This is a genomic window from Niallia tiangongensis (genome assembly GCF_044704065.1).
GTDB lineage: Bacteria > Bacillota > Bacilli > Bacillales > Cytobacillaceae > Niallia > Niallia tiangongensis.
The window spans coordinates 1,298,695-1,324,792 of the sequence record NZ_CP162613.1 but is presented as its reverse complement, the minus strand read 5'-3'; the positions used below and the strand labels follow the sequence as shown (position 1 = coordinate 1,324,792).

At 36.0% G+C, this 26,098-nt stretch carries 27 protein-coding genes; 9 read left to right on the top strand and 18 right to left on the bottom strand.

Annotation, left to right across the window (positions count from 1 at the left end; genetic code table 11):
- Positions 1 to 43 precede the first annotated feature (43 nt).
- Genes AB3U99_RS06375 through AB3U99_RS06365 form a run of 3 tightly spaced genes read right to left on the bottom strand, consistent with a single transcriptional unit; the run spans position 44 to position 1,609 of the window.
- Positions 44 to 541: a GNAT family N-acetyltransferase gene (locus AB3U99_RS06375; protein WP_400246442.1), complete on the bottom strand. Its 498-nt coding sequence runs from the start codon at positions 539 to 541 to the stop codon at positions 44 to 46.
- 16 nt (positions 542 to 557) lie between these two features.
- Positions 558 to 1,055, bottom strand: coding sequence for an NUDIX hydrolase (locus AB3U99_RS06370; RefSeq protein ID WP_400246440.1), 498 nt, complete (start codon positions 1,053 to 1,055; stop codon positions 558 to 560).
- Positions 1,052 to 1,609, bottom strand: a complete 558-nt coding sequence (locus AB3U99_RS06365) for a histidine phosphatase family protein (RefSeq protein WP_400246438.1) — start codon at positions 1,607 to 1,609, stop codon at positions 1,052 to 1,054. Before AB3U99_RS06365 ends, AB3U99_RS06370 begins: the two co-directional genes overlap by 4 nt.
- Positions 1,610 to 1,950: 341 nt before the next feature.
- Between AB3U99_RS06365 and AB3U99_RS06360 the strand changes: the two genes are divergently transcribed.
- Positions 1,951 to 2,853 carry an ArsR/SmtB family transcription factor gene (locus AB3U99_RS06360; protein WP_400246436.1) on the top strand — a complete coding sequence of 301 codons (903 nt, stop codon included), beginning with the start codon at positions 1,951 to 1,953 and terminating at the stop codon, positions 2,851 to 2,853.
- Positions 2,854 to 3,001: 148 nt separating this feature from the next.
- Here AB3U99_RS06360 and AB3U99_RS06355 read toward each other — a convergent pair whose 3' ends face one another.
- The 9 genes from AB3U99_RS06355 to AB3U99_RS06315 all read right to left on the bottom strand — a co-directional run bounded on the left by AB3U99_RS06355 (position 3,002) and on the right by AB3U99_RS06315 (position 10,544).
- Positions 3,002 to 3,622: an NUDIX domain-containing protein gene (locus AB3U99_RS06355; protein ID WP_400246434.1), complete on the bottom strand. Its 621-nt coding sequence runs from the start codon at positions 3,620 to 3,622 to the stop codon at positions 3,002 to 3,004.
- A gap of 80 nt (positions 3,623 to 3,702) precedes the next feature.
- A complete protein-coding gene (locus AB3U99_RS06350) occupies positions 3,703 to 5,352 on the bottom strand; it encodes a hypothetical protein (protein WP_400246432.1) in 1,650 nt (549 codons plus the stop codon).
- Positions 5,349 to 6,137 (bottom strand): ABC transporter ATP-binding protein, encoded by a 789-nt coding sequence (locus AB3U99_RS06345; RefSeq protein ID WP_400246430.1) that lies wholly within the window; start codon positions 6,135 to 6,137, stop codon positions 5,349 to 5,351. The genes AB3U99_RS06350 and AB3U99_RS06345 overlap by 4 nt, the downstream gene beginning before the upstream one ends.
- Before the next feature lie 131 nt (positions 6,138 to 6,268).
- Positions 6,269 to 6,406, bottom strand: a complete 138-nt coding sequence (locus AB3U99_RS06340; protein ID WP_400246428.1) for a hypothetical protein — start codon at positions 6,404 to 6,406, stop codon at positions 6,269 to 6,271.
- A 186-nt stretch (positions 6,407 to 6,592) separates the two neighbouring features.
- On the bottom strand, positions 6,593 to 6,886 hold the full coding sequence (locus tag AB3U99_RS06335) for a hypothetical protein (RefSeq protein ID WP_400246426.1): 294 nt from the start codon (positions 6,884 to 6,886) through the stop codon (positions 6,593 to 6,595).
- Positions 6,887 to 7,027: 141 nt separating this feature from the next.
- Entirely contained in the window at positions 7,028 to 7,156 is a 129-nt protein-coding gene (locus AB3U99_RS06330) for a hypothetical protein (RefSeq protein WP_400246424.1), read from the bottom strand.
- A gap of 98 nt (positions 7,157 to 7,254) precedes the next feature.
- Positions 7,255 to 8,349: an ABC transporter permease gene (locus AB3U99_RS06325; protein WP_400246423.1), complete on the bottom strand. Its 1,095-nt coding sequence runs from the start codon at positions 8,347 to 8,349 to the stop codon at positions 7,255 to 7,257.
- Positions 8,346 to 9,599: an ABC transporter permease gene (locus AB3U99_RS06320; protein ID WP_400246421.1), complete on the bottom strand. Its 1,254-nt coding sequence runs from the start codon at positions 9,597 to 9,599 to the stop codon at positions 8,346 to 8,348. The genes AB3U99_RS06325 and AB3U99_RS06320 overlap by 4 nt, the downstream gene beginning before the upstream one ends.
- Positions 9,600 to 9,611: 12 nt before the next feature.
- Entirely contained in the window at positions 9,612 to 10,544 is a 933-nt protein-coding gene (locus AB3U99_RS06315) for an ATP-binding cassette domain-containing protein (RefSeq protein WP_400246419.1), read from the bottom strand.
- 208 nt (positions 10,545 to 10,752) lie between these two features.
- On the opposite strand from AB3U99_RS06315, the gene AB3U99_RS06310 reads away from it, so the two are divergent.
- Entirely contained in the window at positions 10,753 to 12,072 is a 1,320-nt protein-coding gene (locus AB3U99_RS06310; RefSeq protein ID WP_400246417.1) for a hemolysin family protein, read from the top strand.
- A 78-nt stretch (positions 12,073 to 12,150) separates the two neighbouring features.
- Here the strand turns inward: AB3U99_RS06310 and AB3U99_RS06305 are convergent, their stop codons facing one another.
- The 4 genes from AB3U99_RS06305 to AB3U99_RS06290 form a co-directional block, all read right to left on the bottom strand.
- Complete coding sequence (locus AB3U99_RS06305; protein ID WP_400246415.1) at positions 12,151 to 12,801, bottom strand: response regulator; 651 nt, start codon at positions 12,799 to 12,801, stop codon at positions 12,151 to 12,153.
- Positions 12,779 to 13,906, bottom strand: coding sequence for a sensor histidine kinase (locus AB3U99_RS06300; protein WP_400246413.1), 1,128 nt, complete (start codon positions 13,904 to 13,906; stop codon positions 12,779 to 12,781). Before AB3U99_RS06300 ends, AB3U99_RS06305 begins: the two co-directional genes overlap by 23 nt.
- Positions 13,907 to 14,443: 537 nt before the next feature.
- The gene (locus AB3U99_RS06295; protein WP_031536629.1) at positions 14,444 to 14,782 is read right to left on the bottom strand and encodes a YisL family protein; all 339 of its coding nucleotides are present in this window, start codon (positions 14,780 to 14,782) and stop codon (positions 14,444 to 14,446) included.
- 64 nt (positions 14,783 to 14,846) lie between these two features.
- Complete coding sequence (locus tag AB3U99_RS06290; RefSeq protein WP_400246411.1) at positions 14,847 to 15,752, bottom strand: fumarylacetoacetate hydrolase family protein; 906 nt, start codon at positions 15,750 to 15,752, stop codon at positions 14,847 to 14,849.
- Between the two features lie 274 nt (positions 15,753 to 16,026).
- On the opposite strand from AB3U99_RS06290, the gene AB3U99_RS06285 reads away from it, so the two are divergent.
- The 7 genes from AB3U99_RS06285 (at position 16,027) to AB3U99_RS06255 (ending at position 18,462) form a co-directional block, all read left to right on the top strand.
- Positions 16,027 to 16,248 (top strand): spore germination protein, encoded by a 222-nt coding sequence (locus AB3U99_RS06285; RefSeq protein WP_312096385.1) that lies wholly within the window; start codon positions 16,027 to 16,029, stop codon positions 16,246 to 16,248.
- A 23-nt stretch (positions 16,249 to 16,271) separates the two neighbouring features.
- Positions 16,272 to 16,511 (top strand): spore germination protein GerPB, encoded by a 240-nt coding sequence (locus AB3U99_RS06280; protein ID WP_400246409.1) that lies wholly within the window; start codon positions 16,272 to 16,274, stop codon positions 16,509 to 16,511.
- A gap of 36 nt (positions 16,512 to 16,547) precedes the next feature.
- Complete coding sequence (gene gerPC / locus AB3U99_RS06275; RefSeq protein WP_400246407.1) at positions 16,548 to 17,183, top strand: spore germination protein GerPC; 636 nt, start codon at positions 16,548 to 16,550, stop codon at positions 17,181 to 17,183.
- Positions 17,180 to 17,359: a spore gernimation protein GerPD gene (locus tag AB3U99_RS06270; RefSeq protein ID WP_400246405.1), complete on the top strand. Its 180-nt coding sequence runs from the start codon at positions 17,180 to 17,182 to the stop codon at positions 17,357 to 17,359. Before gerPC ends, AB3U99_RS06270 begins: the two co-directional genes overlap by 4 nt.
- Positions 17,360 to 17,361: 2 nt before the next feature.
- The gene (locus AB3U99_RS06265; protein WP_400246403.1) at positions 17,362 to 17,874 is read left to right on the top strand and encodes a spore germination protein GerPE; all 513 of its coding nucleotides are present in this window, start codon (positions 17,362 to 17,364) and stop codon (positions 17,872 to 17,874) included.
- Positions 17,875 to 17,964: 90 nt separating this feature from the next.
- Complete coding sequence (locus AB3U99_RS06260) at positions 17,965 to 18,183, top strand: spore germination protein (RefSeq protein WP_047943094.1); 219 nt, start codon at positions 17,965 to 17,967, stop codon at positions 18,181 to 18,183.
- 60 nt (positions 18,184 to 18,243) lie between these two features.
- Positions 18,244 to 18,462, top strand: a complete 219-nt coding sequence (locus AB3U99_RS06255) for a spore germination protein (RefSeq protein WP_400246401.1) — start codon at positions 18,244 to 18,246, stop codon at positions 18,460 to 18,462.
- A 414-nt stretch (positions 18,463 to 18,876) separates the two neighbouring features.
- Here the strand turns inward: AB3U99_RS06255 and addA are convergent, their stop codons facing one another.
- Together addA and addB are read right to left on the bottom strand one after the other, a co-directional pair.
- Positions 18,877 to 22,614, bottom strand: a complete 3,738-nt coding sequence (addA, locus tag AB3U99_RS06250; protein ID WP_400246399.1) for a helicase-exonuclease AddAB subunit AddA — start codon at positions 22,612 to 22,614, stop codon at positions 18,877 to 18,879.
- Positions 22,601 to 26,092 carry a helicase-exonuclease AddAB subunit AddB gene (addB, locus tag AB3U99_RS06245; protein ID WP_400246397.1) on the bottom strand — a complete coding sequence of 1,164 codons (3,492 nt, stop codon included), beginning with the start codon at positions 26,090 to 26,092 and terminating at the stop codon, positions 22,601 to 22,603. The genes addA and addB overlap by 14 nt, the downstream gene beginning before the upstream one ends.
- Between the last annotated feature and the right edge of the window lie 6 nt (positions 26,093 to 26,098).

Below are 26,098 nucleotides of genomic sequence, written 5' to 3'. Positions count from 1 at the left end.
AATACTTTTAGTACACCAAACTTCACGTAAATGTCTTATCACACTACTCCAGATTCCATCCGAATACGACTTCGGCAAACTCTTTGCCACCAATTTCTATCTCTTCTGTCCCCATTCTTTTTCCACCAATGGCTCCATAAAACTTACAAGCTGGATTTTCCTCTAAAGCACGAATAATCATGCTATTAAACCCTATTTCTTTTAAATATTCGAAAACTTTTTTCGCGAGGGAGCTGCCAATTCCTTTTCCTTGATAGGCTTCCAAAAGATAAATGGCGTATAACTCTCCCTCATAACCTGTATACTGTCCACTTCTTTCTTTTCCACCATTTGCAAACCCAACAATCTGACCCTCTTCATTTTCAGCAACAAAGACACTACCTGTCGGGATAGCCCTTTTCCAGATTTTTTCTTTTTCCTCATAATTAAGTGCCTTCAAATAGGTATCCGGAACTATCCCCCTATAGGTTGTTCTCCAACTATCTACATGTACTTTTGCAATTCCTTTGGCATCCTCACTTTTTGCTTTTCTTATGTTCATATGTACTCTCTCCTTTCTATATGGAAGTTTTTTTTACCTCCCATTCTGCAAAGCATGTTACCTCTAATCCGAGTGATCCTGTTTGTATCCATTCTACAGCCTTTAATACAAGTGGCGATGCGTTATAGATAGATATATTTTCTAAAGAAACCCATTCAGCTCCTAACGAATCTTGCCCATCAAATTGCTCTGGAACTGTAATTTTCCCACCTATTTTTCTAGCTGTGTAAAATGCAGCGATATGGTAAATATGTGTAAATTCCCTCCAGTTACAAGGGAACATAAAATCAGCCATCCCAATTTGCTTCTGTATTTCTATTTCTATCCCTGTCTCTTCTAAGAACTCTCTTCTCATTGCCATCGCTAAACTTTCTCCTTGCTCCAAACTCCCACCAGGTAAATCAAAACGATTGGCATATGGCCCCCTCTTCTTATGTATAACTAGCAATCTATCCTTTTCTACAAGAATTCCATAGACTCCAAATGGTCGATGGCACTTCCTCTCTTCCTTCAATCGTTATCCCCCCATATTCGTTTAACTGATACCCTATCTGAATGGTAATTAATTTGAATGACATCAGGATTCGAAAGCTTGCTCCATTCTATAAAACCGACTGAAGGATCAACATATTTCCACATTAATGCAAGCAAATTCCCATGTGTCACCATCGCAAACCTATTCTCTTGTCTTTGAAGACACTCCTTCATAATGTCTGTTGCTCTTGTCATCGCTTGTCTACTGGATTCTCCACCTTCGTATGCAATCTCTAAATCTGTAAAAGACTGCTCCAATAAAGATTGCCAATTATTTAAATTACGACTACTAAGCTTTCTTTCTATCAAGCGCTCCTCATTTTGAATCGGTATTTGGAGTCTTTCAGCTAATGGCTTAGCGGATTCATATGCACGAAGAGACGTACTAGAGAGGATCAATTGAATGCCTTCCTCTTTTAAAAAATTCGCTAAGTCATTCGCTTGTCTCTTCCCGCTAGCAGTTAATGGAGCTTCCGCTTGTTGACCATATGCCTCACAATGGCGAATAAGGTAAATCGTTTTACTTGTATTCAAAATTGTCACCATCCTGTCCACATTAACCTATAACCATTTTATCAAATTATTGGAAAATTCCATATAAAGAAATATAATTAAACGTTTCTCACAAATTACAGCCAATCATAGTTTTAAAGATGAGTAATTCTTTAGGAGGACATATTAAAAAATAGATAATTCGATATCGTTTAAGATAATAACTGTATAAACCTTATTTATTTTTTAAACAAAATATTAACTTATTTGTTAATCAATTTTTATTTGGAAAGAAATTATTTACAGAGATTAATTTCCATGTTATCTTTTGTACAAGAAGGAAACTTTATAGTTAACCAAACATTCTGAAAGAAGGGGTCTATATGCAATTGGGGATCGATAAATCCTCTTTAGTAGTGTATGAAGCTTTAGCAAGTGAAGTTCGCATGACAATTATTCAGTTACTGTCTAAAAATAAAATGAATATAAAAGAACTTGCCAAGGAATTGGGCATCAGCAGTGCCATTGTAACAAAACATGTAAAAAAATTAGAGGCTGCTGGATTGATAAAAACAGAAAAAGTACCAGGTAAATCAGGTTTACAGAAGATTTCCATGTTGAAGGTGGACCATATCGAAATCAACTTTCCGAAGAAAATCTATCATTCTTTCGCTTCTTATGAGACCTCTGTTCCAATCGGTCATTACACAGATTATGATTTAAAGCCAACATGTGGATTGGCTTCTGATAAGGATTTTATTGGCAGAGTGGACGAACCGAAGCTATTTATGGATCCGAAAAGAGTGGAAGCAGAAATTCTGTGGTTTACCCAAGGCTTTATCCAATACACAATTCCTAACTTTTTAAAAAAGGAAGAAAACATTCAGCAATTTGAAATTAGTTTAGAGATGTGTTCTGAATTTCCATTCTCTAATGACAATTGGCCTTCCGATATTACCTTTTCCTTAAATGGGCTGGAACTAGGGACATGGAGAAGTCCTGGAGACTTTGCAGATACAAGAGGTAAGCTTACCCCAGAATGGTGGCCACATAATCTAAACCAATATGGACTTCTTAAAACACTTCGAATCACAAACCATGGTACGTATATTGATGGAGACCCTATTTCATCTGTAACCATCAATGATCTGGATGACAATTGTGATCGCTGGACGTTTCGCATTGAAGTGAAAGAAGATGCTGAATGTGTAGGTGGCGCCACCCTTTTTGGAAAGAAATTCGGGAATCATCCACAGGATATCATGTTCAAAGTGTATTATTTGTAAGAGGCTAACTCAATTTATAAGCTAGGAGAAACTGGTTTTCTGTTTCCCCTAGCTTATTTTAATTGATTCCTACCCTCCCCATATTGATGAGGATGGAAGTGTTTATTCGCTCTATTTTGCATTCGGTGATATATAATTGGCTCAAATCTTACACAATCTCTTTAAAGACTTGAATTAATCGCTTGTAATAAGAAATTGGATGAGGAGCAAAACTTTCTCGCCCAACTTTACGATGAATCGTGATTCTTTCTCCCCTTTCATTTACTTCAAATCCATTCACTTCAATTAATTCTTTTCCACCCTTCCACAAATCATAAAAATCAGCTAGTTTAGTGGATACAATGCCCGCTACTTCCTCTTCTTGCAAACGAAAATCCTGAAAATCTATAGTCCTTTTATATAAAAAAGTATGGGCAAATTCCTTATCCAAAATATCTCCATTATTCATTTCATAATGGAAAACACCTAAGTAGATTAACTCATCCATTTCTACTCGGATGCCAATTTCTTCTTCCATCTCTCTTACACCATCTTTAGCCTCTTCATGTGCTAGTAGGTGCCCTGCAGCCGTTATATCTAAAAGATTTGGATAATCCTTTTTTAAAGGACTTCTAATTTGCAAATAAAGGTATGCTTGTCCATCTTGTTCAGATACAATCCAACAATGAAAGGTCTCATGCCATAAACCCTTTTTATGTATTTCGCTACGGGCAGCAGTCCCGATTGGTGTTCTGTTTTCATCAAATATTTTTAGTTGTTCCTCTTCCATGATGTTATGCTCCTCTGCTATTTTTTCTAAGCAAAATAGTCCTAATTGTTATATTCCATTTTTACAATGCCAGCATTTTACTAATAGACTGTCTTCGAATAAGTACTTCCTTTCCTTTGTATCTTCTTCCAAAAGATAAGATTAACAAAGAAAAGCAGTACCCCATATATATAAACACCAAACGGAAGAGATATACTAATATAATGAATTCCTGCAAAAATAGGTATCGGCAGTAACAGCATAAACAACCTCCAGCTTTGCTGGTTCGCCCCTGAATCGAAAGACATGGAAAAAGGCACTTCTTTATCTAGCAATCCGTAACAAATAACCGAATAGAGAAAAGCAGAGATAAAAACCACTAACAAATCAGGAATAATTCGAATGCCAAACAAAAACAAAAATACAATGCTTAATAAAAAATAGATGGGTAAATACAATTTAATAATTAGCGCTTTTAACGCTCCTTTGTAATACAAAGAAAAATCTGAGATTGGAAGAATCGTAAAAATCCATGCACCTTTAAATTTCCCTGAATACCTCATCATAAAAATAATGGTCGGAATATTGATCATCGTAAAATAAATCGTTAAATACGAGGAACTTGTTGAAAATGAAATGTCTTCCAAATTCGTTCCACTATAAAGAAATAAAAAGGGAATAACAATCGAAAAACCTAATGATGGATATACCTTTAATTTAAAATCTCTTTCTTGGCTAATCATTTGCCCAGTAAATTGGTAGAATGCTTTTTCTTCCCTGTTGTTAAAAAGAAGTGGTAATAGCAGTTCTCCCAGTTTTGAGACATTGCTCTTTTTCGCTTTACTTTGACTAGTTAGCTTTTCTAAATTTTTCTCAAAGCTAGGAATAAGCTTTCCATAAATGATAATCGCAACAATAGGTAAAATCATCGCAAGAGCGGCAAGCACAATAATCATCGTCTCGAAATTGCCATTCAATATCCACTCATATGGTGCTGCAAACCACATTGGAACAATGAAAACATGCCACCAGTGTACTTGATACACAATATTTAAATCAACTAATTCAAAGCTTCGAATGACAACCTGGTACCCTATCATAATGACAATAGACAAACCAATCTGTACGTAATTAATCATATCCTTTAGCTTTTCTCCATCAAAAAATCGAAGGATAGCCACGTATAGTAATGCCGTAATAACAACAATAAATAAATTTGCTAAAATAAGTAAAACAACCGTCATAAGAAAAAAGATAAATCCTTGTTTAATGAGACTTACAACTAACGGAATAAGTGTAATAGTTATCGTCAATTGAGAGAGATAAATCATAATGTGCAACACTTTTGCTGCATTAATTGTGCGCCTATTAATTGGTTTCGTATGTAGTATATGTTTATCCCGAACATCTAACAAAACACCTGAAAAATCAGAAATCATCGAGGTCATGACCAGAAATAAAATAATTCCGAAAGAAATGCTCATTTGAAATAAGTAATTATCACCGAAGGCCATCAATGGAATAAGAATCAACCCCATAAAAGCATACAGCCATAACGATTTTATATAGGCATATTTATCTTCTTTCTTTTCTTTTTTCTGATTAGATTGGGAGAAGATGGTTGGAAGCTTACGTTGATCCATTGTCAATTTCACTTGTAAAATCGTTCTTAACACGGAATAATCGATACCTATTTTCAAAAATAAACCCTCAAAACGGTCAAAGAACTTTAATATAGTAAATTCCGTCATGATTGTACCTCTTGCACAATGGATACAAAGAATTCGCCTATTTCTTTATGGTTGTTAAACCCAGTTAGTTGATTAAAGATTCCTTCCAAGCTACCCTGTTCATTTTGTGTTTGCAACTCTTTGAAGCTTCCATCTACCACAATCTTTCCATCGTTCAATAAAATGATTCTACTGCTTATTTTTTCTACTACGTCCATTATGTGTGACGAATAAAATATTGTTTTTCCACTTGATGCAAACTGGGCAAGAATCTCCTTAAACACCATCACGCTATTCGCATCAAGTCCATTGATTGGCTCGTCTAAAAAAAGAATATCTGGATTATGCAAAACACTTGATATAATTAACAGCTTTTGACGCATCCCTTTTGAATAAGAGGAGATTCGCGAATGATATACCTCTCCTATTCCAAACAGTTCCATTAATCTCTTCGCCTTATGATCAATAAAATCAGCACTCATTCCATATAGCTGACCGATAAAGGTTAAATACTCATACGCAGTTAGATTATCGTATACCTCTGCTATTTCCGGTACATAACCGATTTTGCGCTTATATTCAATAGAATCTTCATTAATATTTTTCCCAAACAGTCTTACCTCTCCATGATAATTCCCTTCAATACCAAGGATAATTTTAACGGTAGTACTCTTGCCCGCACCATTTGGACCTATATATCCAATAATCTCTCCTCGATACACATGAAGATCAACTCCTTTTAGTACTTCCTTCTCTCCATAATTTTTCCGTAAATCTTTTATCGTAACGATTTCTTCACCGACCATTTAAATCACTCCTTCCTACTCATCTCTTTTTCTACCATTCTAGAAAAAAAGGAAAAAACCTCCTAATAGCCATGTGAATTTTCTGTCATAAGAGCTAAATTAAGGATGGTTCGTCTTTACAGGTTGGCTATTTAATTTTGTCCCAGCCTCATAAGACCAGGAAAGCAAACTGGTTTGGATTCTGCCTTTATCATGGATGCTAGAAAAATCCATCCAGCAAACTTCTCATTTAGCTCTTCTAAGTATCTGTAAAACCTTGTCTCTAACATTTTTATTCCTCCTCTATTTAGTTATTTATCAAAAAAACTAGTTGGAGGTCCTCTGCAATAACAGTTATATATTTCATGTTCTAAAGTCATCATTCTTTCCGCTTCCTGTACTATTTATTTGCTAAATATCCATATTAAACTCGCTCAACTTTTTTCTTTGCTAAAAAAAATAAGAATGATAAGTTATCAAAGTGACCAAAAACTAACAACTATATATAAAATAAATCCAAGAATAATTGGAGAAACGCGGAAACGAAAAGGACCAATTCCTGCTTCCTCCCATGTCCAGCCTGCTATATTTGCGTTAAAGGCTGTATTCGTTTGATGAATATATAAGCGGATGAGATAAACAATTCCAAAAAGCAATAAACTGCCTAAAAATATGGTGTCGATAAATTTCCATCCTAATATTAATGATACGACCCAAATTATCACTGTTTCTATTGTAAATGTTACTAAAATGATATATATATTTTTCATGCAATCTCCTTAATAATCCTTTGCTTATTACTAATTTATGATTGGAAAGTCTGCGTTTTGATAGAGAAAATGGTATCTTTTAAAGAAATAAGCATCTGCCTTTATGGACAGACACTTATAAAAAACATCTATCATTTGCTGTTACATATCTCTAATTGTGTCATTCGTTAACTGAACGAGATTACCACTTGGTTCAAAAATTACAGAGATTAATAACGTAACAGGAAGAACGACAACATATAAATATGCTTTAACTATTTTTTTCAGCAAATGTTTCAGCTCCTTTTAATAAATGTTATTTATTTCCTTTTATTATACACTATTTATTATTTTTTCGAAATATTCTTTCTCATCCTCTTCCTACACATCTACACATGTCTTTTTTCAATTAGCTGAATACCTATTCCTAACATAACAGTCCCCATTAAACAGAGAATTCCTGCAGGTACGAGAATTTCAATCCAAGATGCACTTTCGATAATGCCTTTTTTTAATAATTCCATACCATAAGTGATTGGAATAAATTTAGATAAAAGAATCATTATTTTCGATGTAACGATTTCGATTGGCCAATAAGCTCCTCCAAGCATAGCGAAACTGACCGACACCAATGGAATAACAGCATTGAACTGACTTGCTGTTTTCACTAAGCCTGTAAGAAGAATCGTTAATGCCACAATCGAAAATAAATAGGGAATGATTAATACATACACCAAATAAAACTGTCCATTAAAATCAATATTTAACCCATATCTAAAGAGAAGAAAGATCATTACTATTTGTACATAGCCTACTAAAAAGCTGAATAATAAATGTCCAAAATAGATTTGAGCTTTTGATGTAGATGACAAAATGAATCGATCCCATATCCCATTTTGCTTATCTCTCAATATTTCTATTACCGTAAAAGAGACAGTATATATGCAAAAAAATAAAGTAAATCCAAATAATGCCTGCAGTGACTGACTGTAACTAGTCTCTTCTTCTGTTAGTGCTTGTTCATTTGACACGGGAATTATTGGGTTTTCTTTATTACTAGCGAGCACTCTTTCTGCGTCTTCTTTATTCGCCGCTCCATTTATTAACGCTTGTTCCTTAAGCATATTAGTATAATAGGTGTGTAGATAATTTTGGACCATTAATATATTGGAGGTTTCGGCTACTCTGAAAATCGTATAGGTACCTTCATTTAGGGATACTCCTACATCCGTTTTTCCTTCAGCTAACTGTTCCTCTACTTCTTCTTTTGAATAGGGAACAAACGAATAAGTCTCACTTTTATTTAATGCTTTTACAATATCCGTTGCTTTTTCCGACCGATCTGTATAAATTGGTACCTCTACTTTTGTAAAGGAAGAAATGCCGACTAAATAAGCAAATACGATACATATTAGGGAGGTTATAATAAATCCACCTGGTTTTCTCATAAATGTTTTGCATTTCCCCCATAGTACAGCATTCATCGAATTCCCCCTCTTTTCTTCAAGATAATGACACTAATCAAGAGCAATGTAACAGAAAACAGTAAGATAGCCTTAATCTGCCCCCATAAATCTACTAGGGAATAGCCTTGATATACCTTTAAATAAGCAGTAATCGCTGCTCCTCCTGGAGAATATTCTCCCAATGTCTCCATAAACCCACCAATTGCACTTACATCAAAAAAGCTCCCTCCGATAAAGGCGATGATAGGAACAATTAAGGAAGATAGAATACTTTCCACATTTCGCGAATTGACAGCAAATGAAATCGCTGTTGCAAATGTTGAAAATGTTGCAGCCATTACATTTACAGTCAGGGTAACCACTAAATGGTTCAGGATACTAGGAAAAACTATTCCGTAAATAGAAGCTGTCAAACTAAACAAAATAGTTAGCTGTAAAAAGGATAGAATAAATGCTGCGATAAAAACCCCTGCAAAAAATACGATTTTTGGAACATTTGCTAGTATTATTCGCTCATACATAAGCTCTTCCTTTTGCTGATAAGCGAGACCTGCTACGGTTGTAGAAATATAAAATACAAACATCACACACATTCCCACTCCATAGTAAGCAAATGCACTAATTTCTTTTTTCTTTTCGAAATTTTTAATTTGTTCGTCTGTCTTTATATTTACTAATGCTGAATAATCCAATTGAAGCTCTTGGGCAGTTTTTAGATATACCCACTCTTTTTGATAATTAGTGATAATATCCTGAATAATGGTTACCTGAAGGGATTGCTTTTCCTTTGTCATTAATGTCCAAGCAGGAATATTTGCCTCTTCCTTTAACATATTTGCATAAAATTCAGCAGTGAATCCTTCTGGAATAACCAGCACACCATCAAAATCCTTTTCCTTTACCTTTGTCCGGTCACTATATTCCGTAATAGATAGAATGTTCTTTAATTCTGGATTTTCACCTACTTCATTAATAAATGTCTTAATTGGTTGAAGGGATTGAATAAGTGCTGTTTTCTCTCTCTTTTCCTGTTCACTTCTATTTGATTGGTTCACTAAATCTATCGCTTCTTGCTGCCCTTGATTTGCTTCATCCTCCACTACAACAGCAAGCTTTGCATGCACTTCCACTTCGCCGTTATTATCCAATGCCCCTAACGCACTACCAAGTATAGTAATAAGCACAAAAGGCATGAGCAATAAAACAATAAGCTCCCTAGGTCTTCTCCAAATCATCAATAGTTCTTTCTTTATCATTTGCCAAAGCATGAGAGCACCCTCCTAATCTCTTAATTGACGCCCTGTTAAGTGCAAGAAAACATCTTCTAATGTTGGTGTCTCAATATTTACAGAGAGTACATTTGTCTTCTGCTCTTCGGCAATTCGTAATAGATCTTTTAATAAATTTACTTGTCTTGGTACGATAACCGTAATCACGGATTGTTGAATAGAGATGTTTTTAATATTTTCATGCTGACGGAGTGCTTCTGCAAATTCGTGTTTTACCATTTCCACCCTAATATTTATCGCGGTTTCTGCAGATAGAATGTTTTTAATCTCCTCTTTTGTTCCGGAAGCAATAATCTCCCCATGATCCATAATGTAAATCCGATTACATAGAAATTCCACTTCTTCCATATAGTGACTCGTGTAGAGTACCGTCATTTGTTTTTCTTTATTTAGTCTTTTAACTGTTTCTAATATATAATTTCTTGATTGCGGGTCAATCCCGACGGTTGGTTCATCCATAATGATGATCTCTGGTTCATGTATGAGAGCAACTCCAATGTTTAATCTCCTTTTCATTCCACCTGAAAAGGTTTTAACTAAATCCTTTTCTCGTTCCTTTAAACCGATAATATCGAGAACTTCATCCACTCTCTTTTGTAAAATTTTTCTAGGTATCCGATGCATTTTTCCGAAGAACAGGAGATTTTCCCGTGCTGATAGATCCATATAAACGGCAATTTCCTGTGGAACGACTCCAAGTATCTTTCGTAACTTCTGGGGTGTTTTTAATATGCTTTCATTATTAAGCCGTACATCTCCAACTTCAGGGGAAATTAAAGAGGATATCATGGAAATAGTCGTAGATTTTCCAGCACCATTCGGTCCAAGTAATCCAACAATTTCTCCTTTCTCTAAATATAAATTAACGGAATTCACCACTTGCTTCTGTTTATAAGATTTAGATAGATTCATGATTTCTAACAATGCTCATCATCCTTTCTATATACAGAATAATGAAAAAACACAGCGATTCCTATACCTAAAGGTCATTTCTTTTCAAAAATAAAATGACTCTAGTCATAATTGATTTTTAAATTGCTTCTGATAAATCAAATCCTTTTACAAAAGCATACTTTCCATAATAAAGGGTAAAACAAATAGGAAACAAGCCGTTGGAAAGGAGCTGAAGAATTTGGGCATTTTAGTCCTAGTCATCTTAATTGCTTTAAATGCTTTCTTTGCCGCAGCAGAAATTGCGCTCATTTCCTTAAATGATAATAAAATAAAACATATGGCTGATACAGGTCATAAGAAGGCTAAAATAGTTTATAATCTCCTATCAGAGCCAAGTAAATTTTTAGCTACCATCCAAATCGGGATTACGCTGGCTGGCTTTCTCGCTAGTGCTTTTGCTGCTGACAGCTTTGCAGGTCAATTATCAGATTTATTTATAACAATGGGAGTTCCTCTCTCACAAAGATTGCTTGATTCTATTTCTGTCATTGTAATTACTTTACTGCTATCCTATTTCACCCTTGTCTTTGGTGAATTAGTTCCTAAACGAGTTGCTTTGAGAAAAGCAGAAGGAATTGCTATGTTCGCTGCAAGTCCATTAACGGTACTTTCCAAAATAACAGCACCTTTTGTCGCTTTTTTAACCTTCTCTACCAACACGGTAGCTCGTTTATTTGGAGTTAGGCCAGATGATGAGGACGAGGAAGTAACAGAAGAAGATATAAAAATGATGATTGATGTAGGAAATGAAAAAGGAAATATTGACGAAGATGAACGAATGATGATTCATAATATTTTTGAATTTGATAATAAAAATGTCACAGATATTATGACCCATCGTTCTAATATGGTAGCGATTCCTTCTGATTATACGTTAAAGGAGATTACTGCTCTCGTAAATCGTGAAATGTATACACGCTACCCAGTATACGAAGAGAATATGGATAATATTATTGGTATTCTTCATTCAAAAGATCTTTTAGCCTATGTAGGCAAAGAAAATGTCTCCTTTCAATTGAGTGATATTATTCGCAATCCTTACTTCGTATTGGAATCGAAGAGAACAGATGAATTATTTATACAGATGCAAAAAAACAACATCCTATTTGCCATTGTCGTCGATGAATATGGTGGAACGGACGGAATTGTTACAATGGAGGATTTAATTGAGGAAATCGTTGGAAATATCTTTGATGAATACGATGAACCGAAGCCTCCTGAGATTAAAATTATTGGTGAACACATCTATATCCTCCAAGGGACTATTAGTCTAGATGATGTACAGGAGCTATTAAAAATCACTTTACCGATTGAAATTTATGACACGTTGAGTGGTTTTCTGATCAGCAAGATTGGTTATATTCCGAATGAACAGGAAAAACCAACTATTTCTTTCAAGAACTTTGAATTCCAGGTAGAAGAGATTGTGGATCGGCGAATTAGCGAAGTCAAAGTAACGAAAATAATCGAAGAGGAATATCCGTTAAAACAATCGTAAAAAAAGCGTGTCAGTAATCACCATGATGGTAATTGGTTGAATACTGGACACGCCTTTTATTCGAATTAGCATCAGCTATTAAATAAAATCATTCCTCACTGCAAAGATTGCTAATTGGGTGCGATCCCTTAATTCTAATTTAGCTAAAATTTGGGTAATGTGATTTTTTATTGTTCCAACGGATAGTAATAATTCACTGGAAATTTCTTTATTGGTTTTTCCTTGTCCAATCCTTTTCACAATATCTATTTCTCGCTTCGTCAAAGGAATGATCTGATTGTTGCTTAACACCTTCTCCTGATTGGCCTCTTTCTTTAAAAGCTTAGGCATTAATTTGGCTGCTACTTGGTCATGTATCGAAATTCCACCTAATAAACAGCTCTTTATGCTATTTACTAAGGTAACGCTATCTGTCGTCTTGAGCAGGAATCCATTGGCTCCTTCTTGAAAAGCCTGTATTGCATATTCCTCATCGTTAAAAGTAGTAAGGATAAGTATTTTTATTTGCTGATATCGCTGGCGAATTCGTTTCGTTGCTTCCATACCATCCATAATCGGCATTCGAATATCCATAAGGACAATATCCACAATTGTTTTTTCTAATAAAGACAATACTTCTTTTCCGTTTTCTGCTTCCGCAACAACTTGGATTTCTTCGTCTTGCTCAATAATCATCTTTAATCCATTTCTGACTATTGCTTGATCCTCAGCAATTAACACGCGAATCATTTTTCTTCCCCCCAGCAGGAATTTTTCCTTGCAGGATAAATTCTCCGTCTAATTGAAGAACCTCTAATTTCCCTTGTTCCTCTTCTATTCTTTTTGTCATGTTTTCTAAGCCAAAACCATAATGAAACGGGTGCTTATGAATATATGGATTTTTAATCTCAAAAGTTAGATATCCAATTGGAGAAACACCTAACGTTATATGGACAGCCTTCGAGCTTCCATATTTCATGGCATTAGTTATACCTTCCTGAATAGTGCGGTAGAGAACAGCACTTTGTTTATTACTTAGATTAACTTGAAGTACTCCTTGTTTCGTTGTAAAGTGCACGTAAATATTGTTTTCGCTTTCCAATTTTTTAATAAGTGCAATAATAGAAGCAATTCCACCAGGTTCCTCCACTTGTAATAGTCGAACCGCTTTTCTTGTTTCTTCTAAGCATTCCTCTGTCATATTCTTTAAAATCACATATTGTTCCTTTTTCTCTTTAATCAAAAATTGCTCAATTTGCATCATTAATGCTGTCAGCTTATGACCGACGGAATCATGCATTTCTCTAGCAATGAGATTTCTTTCCTCCACTCTTGCCGCATGTTCATTATGATAGGATTGTCTTTTTTGTATACGATAATCATTTAATAAAGATTCATATGTATCTCTGATTTGTTGATAATCTTTATCTAGCTCGTTTAAACGAATGAGTAAATAGGAGATCAACAGAAAAAGAGTGATCCAAATAAAAGGGGGATAGGATGATATAATAATTCCTATTGCGTTATTTATCAAAAACAATGAGCAAATAATCATACGGAAAAAATTTGTTGATACGTATCTACCAACTTCCATCGTAAAATAAAGCAATAATAGAAAGAGATAGCCGTGTAGCTCAACTTCTGTTGCAAGCAGCGTTATATCAAGAAGAATCAAAATGAATAAAAAGGGAATGCTTTTTCTTTTAAACACAGGTACAAGAAAATAGAATCCAAGAATAATTGCGAAAAGAAATAATAGCATAGCAAAATTCCATGCATCTGTTCTAAAGGCTTGATATAAAGCTCCTATACAAAGGAGTAGAAGTATTCCAATATTCATGGTAAGTACCTTCATGTATTGCCTCCATTTCTCCCAATACTTTTTAACGCTGAGCAGTATTAATATTTTTTGAAAAAAGAGGCCGGGACGAAACTAAATAACCAAACTGCAAAGACGAACAATCTCTAATTTCACTCTTAAATAAAGCTACTTTCTCATGATGGTTATCTATGTTTTTAAATATAGTCAAGTGTAAAACTATGTCGTTCCATTGCGCTACAGACGCACGATGTGCCGGGGAGGAAGCTGAGCCTCCTCGCTGCGCTGCGGGGTCTCATCCTTTCCTCTATTTCCCGCAGGAGTCGAGCGTCCTCCGCTGCATTTCACTTCGTTTCTTAAAGTTTTTTCTAAAGATTTTTTTGGGGTCACTCCCAAGCCGAGGAGGTAAGCGTAGCCTCATGGAAAGCGAAGTGTATTCAGACTGCGGGTAATAACAAAAGACTTTTTTAAACCTTCTTTCAATAATATAAAAACGAACATTAATGCGTATTAATGTTCGTTTTTACTATTGTTTGAAATACTTACGTCCCAACCTCTTAAGACTCTAAAGCATTAAATACTATATCCTATTACCAACACGAGAATAAAGGAAATAACCAATAAAATCCACAGCGTTTTCGTATTTTCGCCTTTTTTTGTGCGAATAAGAACCATTTCAAGCATCCCAATCACCCAAATGCCGACTAGCATTTTTATCGTGTGCATGAAATCCATGCCTGTTTTTGCAAGTAAGCCAATTCCGGAACCAATAATCAGAATGTATACGACACGCAACACCATATGGAGGATTTTACTTCCCTTTTCTTTTCCAGCTTTATGTAAACCGAATGATATGGCAAATAGAACTAGTCCGATAATCCATGTCAGTACATGAGCATCTGTAGAACTCATATATCTCCCTCCTTTTCTCCATTATTTTAACACATATCGTAATCTTCCTTCTATTCGCGAAACATCATACGTCCTTTATTACTTTATTAAAAAGGGTGCCGATTCCTTCAACTGCAATTTCAATCGAATCCCCACCTTTTAAAAAACGTGGCGGATTAAATCCTTTCCCCACTCCAGCAGGTGTTCCTGTTGCAATAATATCACCAGGCTCTAAAGTCATTCCTTTAGACAATACACTGATTACCTCTTCCACTGGGAATATAAAATGTTTTGTATTAGATTGCTGTCTAATTTCTCCATTTACCTTTGTAGTAATATTTAATTCATTCGGATTTGGAATACTGTCACTTGTCACAATCCATGGTCCTGTCGGAGCACTCGTATCTAAACTTTTCCCAATAAAAAATTGCTTATGTTTCTTCTGCAAATCTCTAGCGGTAATATCATTTAAAATCGTATAACCAAATATGTAATCTAATGCCTCCTCTTGCTCAATTCCTTTCCCTCTTTTTCCAATCACAACAGCAAGTTCACCCTCATAATCAAGTTGTTCCGTTACTTCATTATGCTCCAGAATGCCATCCATATGTCCAATAACGGTTGTAGGAGCTTTCGTAAAGACCATTACATGCTCTGGAATGTCCTCTTTACTTCCCATTTCAATGGCATGTTCCACATAATTTTTTCCAATACAAAAGATATTTTTTCTTGGTCTAGGAATAGGTGCTAGAAACGTCACCTTTTCCATTGGGATATAAAAATTAGCTTTATCATTTTGTTCTTCTACCCAATGAATTAAATCTTTCACCTTTTCCAAGAATCCTTCTTGTTCTATGCATGTAACAAGGTCTTCTCCATATGATCGTCTTCCCGTACGCTTTTCCTCTACATCATTTAAAGCTAGTATCCCCATTTCCTCTACTATACCTATAAATACTTTGTCATCTAACGCAACCGTTGCAATCTTCATTTCTTTCCCCCCATTTTCATTACTATCATTTAAGAAAATTATAAACTTTCTAAATGTTTTTTCCAAATAGAAAAATAGACAATTTCTCAAGATTATTAACTATCTACTAGCGCAGTTATTTCCCTCTTGCTTATGGGACAGATTTCTTGTCATAGTACAACCATTCATAAGAATAAGTTAATTAGGAGAAGAATTTATCTATCTAGGTAAATGTATCACCCATTCTGTTAAATTCCATAGTATGTATAAGAATATTGTATAAAGGATGTTGAATATGCCAGCAATTGTTGGAGTAGCTCAAGTTATTTCAGTGGGAGGTAGCTCTATTTTTAATATTGGCGATGTGTACAAAATGATGCCTATCTCTAATGCTAAAACTTTTTCTGGATCAGGCTCTTTTAATACAGGTGATGGATTAAAGGTTACTAATTATCGCAGTTCTACTAATACGTATGATAACGATGGACTGGATCAGCCAATCGCAGCAAATGCGTAAGAAGACTAAAAGGTGATGTGTAAATGAATTATTTTATCCAACAATCCATAGTCATAAATACGATTAAAATTGGAGGTATTTCCAACTCCTCCGTATTACAGATAGGCAGTGCAGGCATTATTAAACCTGCCTCGTATTTATATAATACAGGGGGATTCACGGAATCTGCTCCCGAACTAAAACCAGAAGAACCTGGACTGGACGTAGCAGATGAAGGTGCAGTTTTCTCGCCTGCAGTTCCCTTGCAGTCTCCTCGAAAATAGAAAAGATTTATAATAAGGAAAAAAGGGGGGATAGAAATGTCTTATGATTTTTACCAATACAGTGAAAAAATGCGCAATTACTTACAGCTGCTTGAAAAAAGAATCAAGGATTTAGAAAAGCAAGTCGCAGCACTATCCATTGATGTTACGACTATGAAAGAAAAACCAAGTGTCCATATTGACCGGATAGACTACAGCTTTGACCAATTAAAAGTGGAGACGTTGGAAGGAACATTAAATATCGGTCTTAATCCTGAAGATTTAAGCAACATCGAAGAGCTTGCCATTAATCCAAGTGGACCAGTAAATCAGCCGCATGGCCCTTTCTATCCACCAATTGATCCAAAGCAAATGATGAATCGTTCCATGGATATAGAAGAAGAAATGCATCAATTTATTCAATTAGAACTGCCAGAGATTATTCGAAAGAAGCAAGTAGAACTAAAAATGCCCGAAGAGGAATCATATATTTCTTTTATTCAAGAGGATATCACAAAGCAATTACCAACGAGAATCCAATATTATTTACAGCAAGGTGCCAATCGCAAGCAAAACGGAGGCAATTTATCCAATGAAGCGATTATCCATGCTTTAAAAGAAGAAATGGAAAATGGAATCCATTTATTTTTAAGCCATATACCAGATAACATGAAGGGAAGTGGAAAAGAATGAATTTTCAAGTATATAACCGAGAGCTTCAAGTAGGAAATATTAATATCATTGGGGTTGCAAGCTCCTCTATTTGCTTGGTAGGCGATGCCGAAACCATTCAATTAGCCTCTACATTCGATACACCCGCTGAATCTCTAATAATTGGTCCCTTTGTTCCAATGCATCCGAAAATCTAATCATGTTACAGCGTACATCTGTTGTCGATTTAATCAAGGTCAGTACAGTATCCTTTTCTTCGATTGTAGAGATTGGTGACGCTACTTACTTTCAAGCCATTTCTCGGGCTCTAGCCGTTCAAAGGCAAAAGGAACTCTTTTATGGAAATGAAGGAGCTTACGAAGACTACGCTGTCTTTAAAGAACCTATTCCATTAATTCCAATTACTGAAAATGTAGAATGCCATTTTGAAAATATGAAACCCATTATTAAAGTTCATCATATAAATATTACGGGAATATCTTCCTGCTCTTTATTGCAAATAGGAAATTGTCGGCATATGTATGCAGAAACAAGAATTAAGCATATTCGCCAAATCGAGCAAACTATTGCGACAGAAGTTGGGAATAACTTGATTCAATTGAATGATCCAAGCCAATTAGATATTCCAACCTCCGAAAGTCCCGTTTCTGTTACCGGTACAGATATTACAGGGGCGCCTTTTTCCAATGTTGAACCAGAGCAGGAACAATAAAGTGAAACTTAAACAAGAGGGGGGCTTACTTTCTCCTCATTAATGAAGGGCTATCCAAACTATAATGATACGAAACAAGGAGGTAAAAAAATGCCTGCAATCGTAGGTCCGGTACAAATTGTTAACGTAGGGGAAGGTATTGTTCAATTTGGGGATTCGTTGTTTATTTCTCCTAAAGGAAATTCCAAAGCAACCTTAGGCTCGGGAACCTCCAATACTGGAGCTTTTATCATTACAAACAACGGATTGAACGCCAGTAACTATATAGACACTAGTTTACTTGATCAACCAGTTGTTGCAAATAACTAAATTTATCGTTGTTTCACCCATCTTTCCATTGACATTTTTTCTTACAAGGAGGATAGAATCATGCCTGCAATAATAGGTCCGATTCAAATTGTCAATACAGGAGCAGGAATTGTGCAATTCGGTGATTCCCTTTTTATCTCCCCTAAAGACAATTCAAAAGCAACAATAGGCTCAGGGACTGGAAATAATGGAGCATTTATTATAACAAATAACGCAGTCAATTCCAGCAACTATACAGATGGCAGCGGCGTTGACCAACCTATAGCCGGTAATAACTAGCATAAAAGTGGCTGGGACATAAGTATTCCAGCCATAGATAAACCCGAACAACCATACGATAGTTCCGTATGATTATTCGGGTTTATATTGGTTTATAAAAGGCTGTTTCAGTAAAGATGGTGTTATTATCCGCAGCCTGAATACACGTAGACGCCACGGGGATTAGCGAGACAGCCTGAGACCCTGCAGGCGGAAGCAGACCGCTGCTTTAGCGCGAGCCCCACGGAAAGCAAAGTATATTCAGGCTGCGGGGAATAGCAACAAACTTCATGGAACATCCTTTTTATAACGAATAAAAAAGCCCAAACGATTATACGAGCCTTTCATTGGCATCTTCGTATAATCATTCGGGTTTATTTTAAGCTGGAATACTTATATCCCAGCCTCTTTTACTCCATTATTGTTTTAAATATTTTATAGTTTCAACACATGTGCACCATCAAAGAAAAATAAATATTTCTCTTCTATTTTTCGCTTTAATATTTTTCCCAATGCCTCTGTATAAAGCTCTATTTGTACTTGATAGCGCGATTCTAATATCGGTTTTGCTTCGTCGTATCCACCTTTATATCGAGCTGATATCGTGTCTGTTTTATAATCAAGCAACACAGTGCCTAACTCATCTTCAAAGAATACATCAATAATCCCCTGTACGAGAACTGGCTCTTCTTCTCCCTCCCAGTCAGCATATACTCGACTCGCTGGATAGGCAATATTAAACGGAATTTCTCGTACAAGCTTTGGTGCTTGTTGCATTCTTTTTCCTAAAGGAGACTGGAAAAAAGATAGGATAGAGGAAATATCAATAACTTCTACTTGCTCACTCGTTAATAGTTCCTTTCTGACCATATCTTCTAATAATTGCTTCAGGCTAGCTTCCGTAACTTCCGCCTTTATATCTATATGCTGCATAACCATATGCATAGCGGTTCCGATTTCTGCTGGGCTTAATTTTTTTTCCTGCATAAACTTCGGTCGATTCCACACGGTTTGCTTCCATGCCTTTACAAGCTCTGTTCCACTCTGGGCATCTCGCAGTTCCCCTTGGCGTTTTAATTCAGAAACAGACTGCTTAGAGCGATGAGACGTACTTTCTTTTGTAGAATAAGACCATGCAAATGTTTCTTTTAGTTCTTCCTTATAAGCAGAAGAACTTTCTATTCTTTTGCCCTCTACTATTTTATTTAACCATGCCTCTTCCTTTTCCTCTTCCTCAACGGATCGGGTTAAAAGCGCTTCTTTTTGCAATACTTTCACTTCCCAATTGGATGGATGGTAAGAAATTCCGTCTTTTTCACTCCAGCTTTCTAAATGGATCCATGTATTGTCCCGATGTCTGACTAATGCTGGACCAATCCAATCTAAATAAGACTTAGCTTGTGCACGATCAAATTCATTTAAAAGCCAATTCGAATGTCCTGCAATCTGTGACCATTTCTGTTTTGCCTTCTCGATATCCTTTACTGCACCTATTAAAATCAGCTTTTCCTTTGCTCGAGTTAAAGCTACATATAATACGCGCATTTCTTCTGCAAGCAGCTCCATTTTTTTCTTTTTTGCAAACGCAATTTGAGGAAGGGATGGGTAGGATATCCGCTTTTTCGCATCAATATATTTCGTAGCAAAGCCTAAATCCTTATCTAGTAAAAAGTTTTTTCTTAAATCCATTGTATTGAAATTGCGCCCCATGCCTGCCATAAAAACAAATGGGAATTCTAAGCCTTTACTGCTATGAATGGTCATAATTCGAATAACATCTTCTTGTTCCGTTAAGGCTCTTGCAGCACCTAAATCATTACCTCGATCTCTCATTCTTTCAACGAAGCGAAGAAAGCGGAATAAACCACGAAACGACGTCTCTTCATATTGACGAGCTCTATCATAAAGTGCACGCAAATTCGCCTGACGTTGATTTCCTGCTGGTAATCCCCCAACAAAATCATAAAAATACGTTTCACGATACAGCTTCCAAATCAGTTCCGATAAGGCTCCTCTTCTTGCCTCCGAACGCCAATCAGCCAATTTATCAAAAAACGGTCTGATTTTTTCATATAGCGCTTCTTCTTTCATCCTGTTCATATGGATATACGCCTGAATAGCTTCATAAAAAGCTCCTTGCTTTTTCGCAATTCGCAATTTACTTAACTCCTCTTCCGATAACCCAACAATCGGGGAGCGAAGAACCGATGCAAGGGGAATATCTTGATACGGATTATCTATCACCTTTAGTAAAGACATCATGATATCCACTTCTGTTGATTCAAAATAGCCGGTTGTTAAATTAGCATAGGTCGGTATATTATACTGCTTTAATTCTTCCATAATTTGCGGAGCCCATGTCATGGATCGTAGTAAAATGACCATATCCTTATAACGAATTGGTCGATATGCTTTTTGTTTTGCGTCATATACCTCTTGGTTTGTTTCAAATAACTCTTTAACCTTTTCGGCAATAACTCTTGCCTCCAATTGTGATTGCTCCAGTTCTGCTGCATTGATACCAGTTGACTCTCCATCCATTTCACTATCTTCACTAGAATCAGCGCTTTGATTTACTAATGCAACTTCAATCGGATAAGGTTTTTCTTCTGGATAACTCGCACCTAGCTTTAATTCAGCACTTTCATCGTATTCAATTTCGCCTACCTTCACTCCCATAATTTGCTTAAAGAGAAAGTTCGTTCCTTCTAACACTTCTTTTCTACTTCGAAAGTTTTTCGCTAAATCGATTTTAAAGCCAGCATCCTCCCGCTCTTGAAAACGAAGATATTTGGCTAAAAATAAGTTTGGTTCCGCTAATCGAAACCGATATATACTTTGTTTTACGTCCCCAACCATAAAAAGATTTCCTTCTGCTTCGCTATCCTTTGTCACTAGTTTTAGAATAGATTCCTGAACTAAATTTACGTCCTGGTACTCATCTATAAGGACTTCTTTAAATTGAGCTCGATAAAATAATGCGGCTTCTGATGGAATTAGTTCTTTTTCTTCTGAACGACTTAGAATTGCTAGACAATAATGCTCTAAATCAGCAAAGTCCACTAATCCTTTATCGATTTTTATTTGTTGAAACCTTTCTCCAAAAGCTTCGACAAGATAAACAAGTGTCTCAACATGTTGCCTCATCTCAGCCATATCCTTTAAAAAGCTCTGTGGCTTTCTTGTAAAAAGCTCACTTTGCAGTTCTTGCAATATTTTTTTCGCACGGTCTCTTATTCTCTGTCCTTCTTCTACAAGGGCAGGATCATATTCCTCTCCTTTACAAGGCTTTGCCCGAGAAAATTTCAGTGACTGCATTGCCTCATATAACGTTTCCCAAGATTGACCCTTTGCTTTTTCAAGAATAGACACTAAGTCCAAATCCTCTAGGAAATTGCTTGCACGCGGCGCTGGACCTCCCGGAAGCTTTGTCAATTCATAGCCATACTCAAGCAGCTTCCTTACTCCTTCTAGTTGTAGGTCCACATCATCGATTAAATGCTTCATGAACGGTAATTCCGTTAATGCTGTATCTTCCCCGATAGCATACATCTTGATCAAAGACTGTAAATAAGCAGAAGGGAACGGATTAGCACGAGAAAAATCATATATTTCTTGAATCATCCGCTGCAAAGCATCATCACTGCGATCATTCGTAAAAGCATCTACTAAATCAAAAAATGCTACATTATTTTCCTTTCCATATTCTTCTTCAAACAGATCTTCTAAACATTCATCTCTTAATAATTGCCCTTCTGTTTCATCAGCAATTCTAAAGCCTGGATCCAGGTCAATGACATAATAATATTTTCGAATAACCTCTAAGCAAAAAGAATGGATTGTAGAAATATGGGCTTTATTTAGAAGCGCTAATTGTCTTTTTAAATGCTGAGATGTTGGATTCGCATTAATTTCCTTTTCTAATACTTCACCAATCCGGTGCTTCATTTCAGCTGCCGACGCATTCGTAAACGTAACAACAAGCAATTCATCGACATTTATCGGCTGGTCGGATACAATTTTCCGAATCATCCTTTCTACTAAAACAGCTGTTTTGCCAGATCCTGCTGCTGCTGCAACTAAAATGTCCTGCCCGCTAGACATAATCGCTTTCCATTGATCATCTGTCCAGGTAACATCTGCTGGCTTGTCCGGTATACTAATTTCTTTCATTCGTATTGGCCTCCTCCCGGATTAATTGTAGTACCTCATCCTTTGAATAGGCTGGCAATTGTCTATATTGGTTGGTTTCTAATGCTTCATCAAATTGGCAAACAGATTTAAAGGAACAGAAAGTACATGGCTTTTTATCATTTAAACGATACGGCTCTATACCTACTTCCCCACTAATAATCTTATTTCCTGAATCCCTATATTTGTGACGAACAAATTTCTGCAATTCATTAAAGTCTTCTTTTGTTGCTACTTTAGAAGCTTTCGTAAGGGTTCCATCTGTTTTAAGACCTGCTGGTACAATCGGAGAATTCCCTTTTTCCAACGTTTCATCCATTAAGTGAATGACTCGTTCTTCCCCAAGCATTAGCCCATTCATTTTAAATTTCTTTAATAGTTCTTCTTCGATTTCATCTAATGTTAATATTTTTTTACTCGAAATCATCGGATTGTGTACATGAAAATATAATACGCCGGCTGGACTCGCTTCCTTATCTACTAAAATCGTACTATTTGTAATAATTAAATCTAAATAAGTAAGCATCTGTAAGGATAAGCCATAATATACTTCATTCATGTTCAATTCTTGGCCACTTGATTTATAGTCGATGACTCTTAAATAGACTTCTTCTCCAACAACTGCTTTATCGACACGATCGATTCTTCCAATCAAATTCATATTTGTTCCGTTTTTCAACGGAAAAGAAATGGATGGAAGCTTCCCTTTTGGACCAAATTCTAATTCTAAATCAATTGGCGAGAATCCACTATGCTTCGCATGCTCACTTAAAATAAGGGAAGCTCTGCTAATGATTTGCTCTAGCTTTCTCTTTATATAATGGTGTCTATTCGTGCTAAGCAATATTTCATTCTGCAGTTTTGGTGCTAGCATATCTACGGCGTCTTTTGCTAGTCGCTCACATTGCTCCCTTGTTAAACTAGACCACATTAGCTCCTTATTCATAACTGTTTCGGCAATATATTTTAAGGCCGCATGAAATAAGTCACCGATTGCCGGTGCCTCTAAGCGATATACTTGCCGTTCTCGAAGCTTTAATCCATGGGTAGCGAAATGCGAAAATGGACAAGCGTGAAATAATTCCATTCTGGAAACACTTGCTGAAATAGTTTCCCCATATAATTCGCTGCTCGTTCGTTCCGATAATTTTTCTGTTTGATTTTGATAGGTTAAACTAGAGAATACTTTTTTGGCAGGTTCTCGCCAATTTGTACTCTCCATATATTCATTGTAAACATCCCACCAGAATTCATAGATAGGATACTCTCTTTTCTTTAAATAAAGCTGTCCTGTTAAATAAGACAAGGTCGTTTGAAAATGGACAACATAATCCAGCTGCCCTTCTTCCGACAGTTCTTTTGGATCTGACATGTAGAAGATGGTAGTTGCTTTAGGAAATAAATCTCGCATTCTTTTGATATAAGTAGATGCCAAAATAGATTTACCTTCATCATTTGCTAACGGATAGGTTAAATAAAGATAATCAGATGGCGTAGTAAATGCTTTGTATGCAAGAAATTCTTCATCTAACAGTCTCGTTTTACTTGTAGGAGCTAACTTCATTCCTTTTTGTTGCAAAGCTTCTCTATCCGTGTCTGCAAGTATTCCTTCATCCTGAAATTTCGATGGAAAAACACCTTCATTTAGACCGATGACAAAAGCAACTTTTATATCATTTAAACGAGATTGCTCTAAATCTGCGATTAAAATCTGATCCAAGGCTGGAGGAACGAGGGAAAATTTCAAAATATCTAAGCCTGCATTAACAACTGTGGCAAATTGTTTCGTTGAAAATTCCTCTTCTCCTAGTATTTCTACAAATTGATCAAGCAGTTCCACCATGCTATTCCATGCTTGATCATGTTCTCCAGCTTTGACTAGCTCTCCTTTTTCCTCTAACTCATTCTTCCAGTATTCCATTTTCATCGGTACTTCAAGTTCCTCTAAAAATAGATATAACGCTTCACATTTGGCGCGTCCTGTTTTCCCTCTTTTTAAACGGTTTTGAAGGCGAATTAACGGTGCAGTTAAAGACAAACGCAGCGCATTTAATTCTTGCTCGAATTCTTTTTCTGCATCTGTCTGAACCCCTTGCTCCCATTCTAATCCTTGGATTCTTCTATATTTCCAGCGCTCTTTGGAAGTCCACTTGTTTCCCTTTATTCCATAAGCAAGGCAATAATTTTCTAGCCTGTCTACCTTTTCCCGAATATTATTTTTGCGTTCATGGAGTGGAAAAAGTAATTCTGTCTTTATTGAACGAAATACAGGCTCATAACGCCAATTCGTTTCAAAAATTTCTAAAGAAGAACGAATTAGCTCTACTAAAGGATGATCATGCATCCTGCTTTTCTGATCAATAAAGAACGGAATATCGTAATCTCTGAAAACAGTTTCAATTATATTCTGATACGTAGACAAATTACGCGACAATAAACTTATCTCTCGATAGCGATAATGCTTATCTCTAACAAGCTTCACAATTTCCCGCGCAATCCCTTCTATTTCTGCGCGCGGATTAATGCTTTCAGCAAATTTGATTGTAGTTTCTTCTTTATAGGCTTGAACTGGTCTGCTATCAAAATGATTTTCTATATGCATTAATGACGGATGGCTATTTTTTTTATACTCCGTAAACTCTATAATATCGACCCCAACTCCTAATTGTTTGGCCATCGAGTGAATAGTTTGGAAAGATTCTGTCGACATTCGGAATAAGCTTAGGTCATCATTTTGTGAAGATGAAGGATCTAATGTATTGGTAATTGTTACATTTTCACAAAGATGCAGTAACTGCTGAATAATCAAATATTCTTGGGGAGTAAAGCTATAAAAACCATCGATATAAATTTCCGCGCTTTTCAAATAGGAGGATTCACTAATCTTTTCTGCGAGTAAACGAAAATAATCCTCCCCATCGATGTATTTACCGACCAATCTTTGTTCGAATTTTTCATATATTAATTCAAGATCACTGATTTTATCCATTAATGCCTTTGCTGATTCTTGGCTGTCCTCTATTTGCTCTTTTGTAGTTAGCAGTTCTTCAGGAGTAACAGTGTATCTCCTAAACTCAGTTACTAGTTGTTCAACCTGCTCTATAAATCCATTTTTATCGGCAACCTTTTTAAAAAGAGTTAGTTCATTTTTATTTTCTTCAATAATCTTGCGAATGAGCATATTAACACCAATACTATTTATATGGTAGCGACTAATTCCACCAGTCTCTTGCAGTACTCTCCAAGCAAGACGAGTAAAACTGTATACTTGTGCCCGAAACATTCCTTGAACCTCGGACCCAGATAGTAATCGCTGATCGGATAAAAAGGTCATCTGATCTGGGACAATATAAATAATGGGATTGCCTTCCGGATGTGCGGCAAGCTTTGCTTGGATTTCTTCTATACAGAACGTTGTTTTTCCGGTACCAGATCGACCTGCTAATAAGCGAACAGTCATCCAATC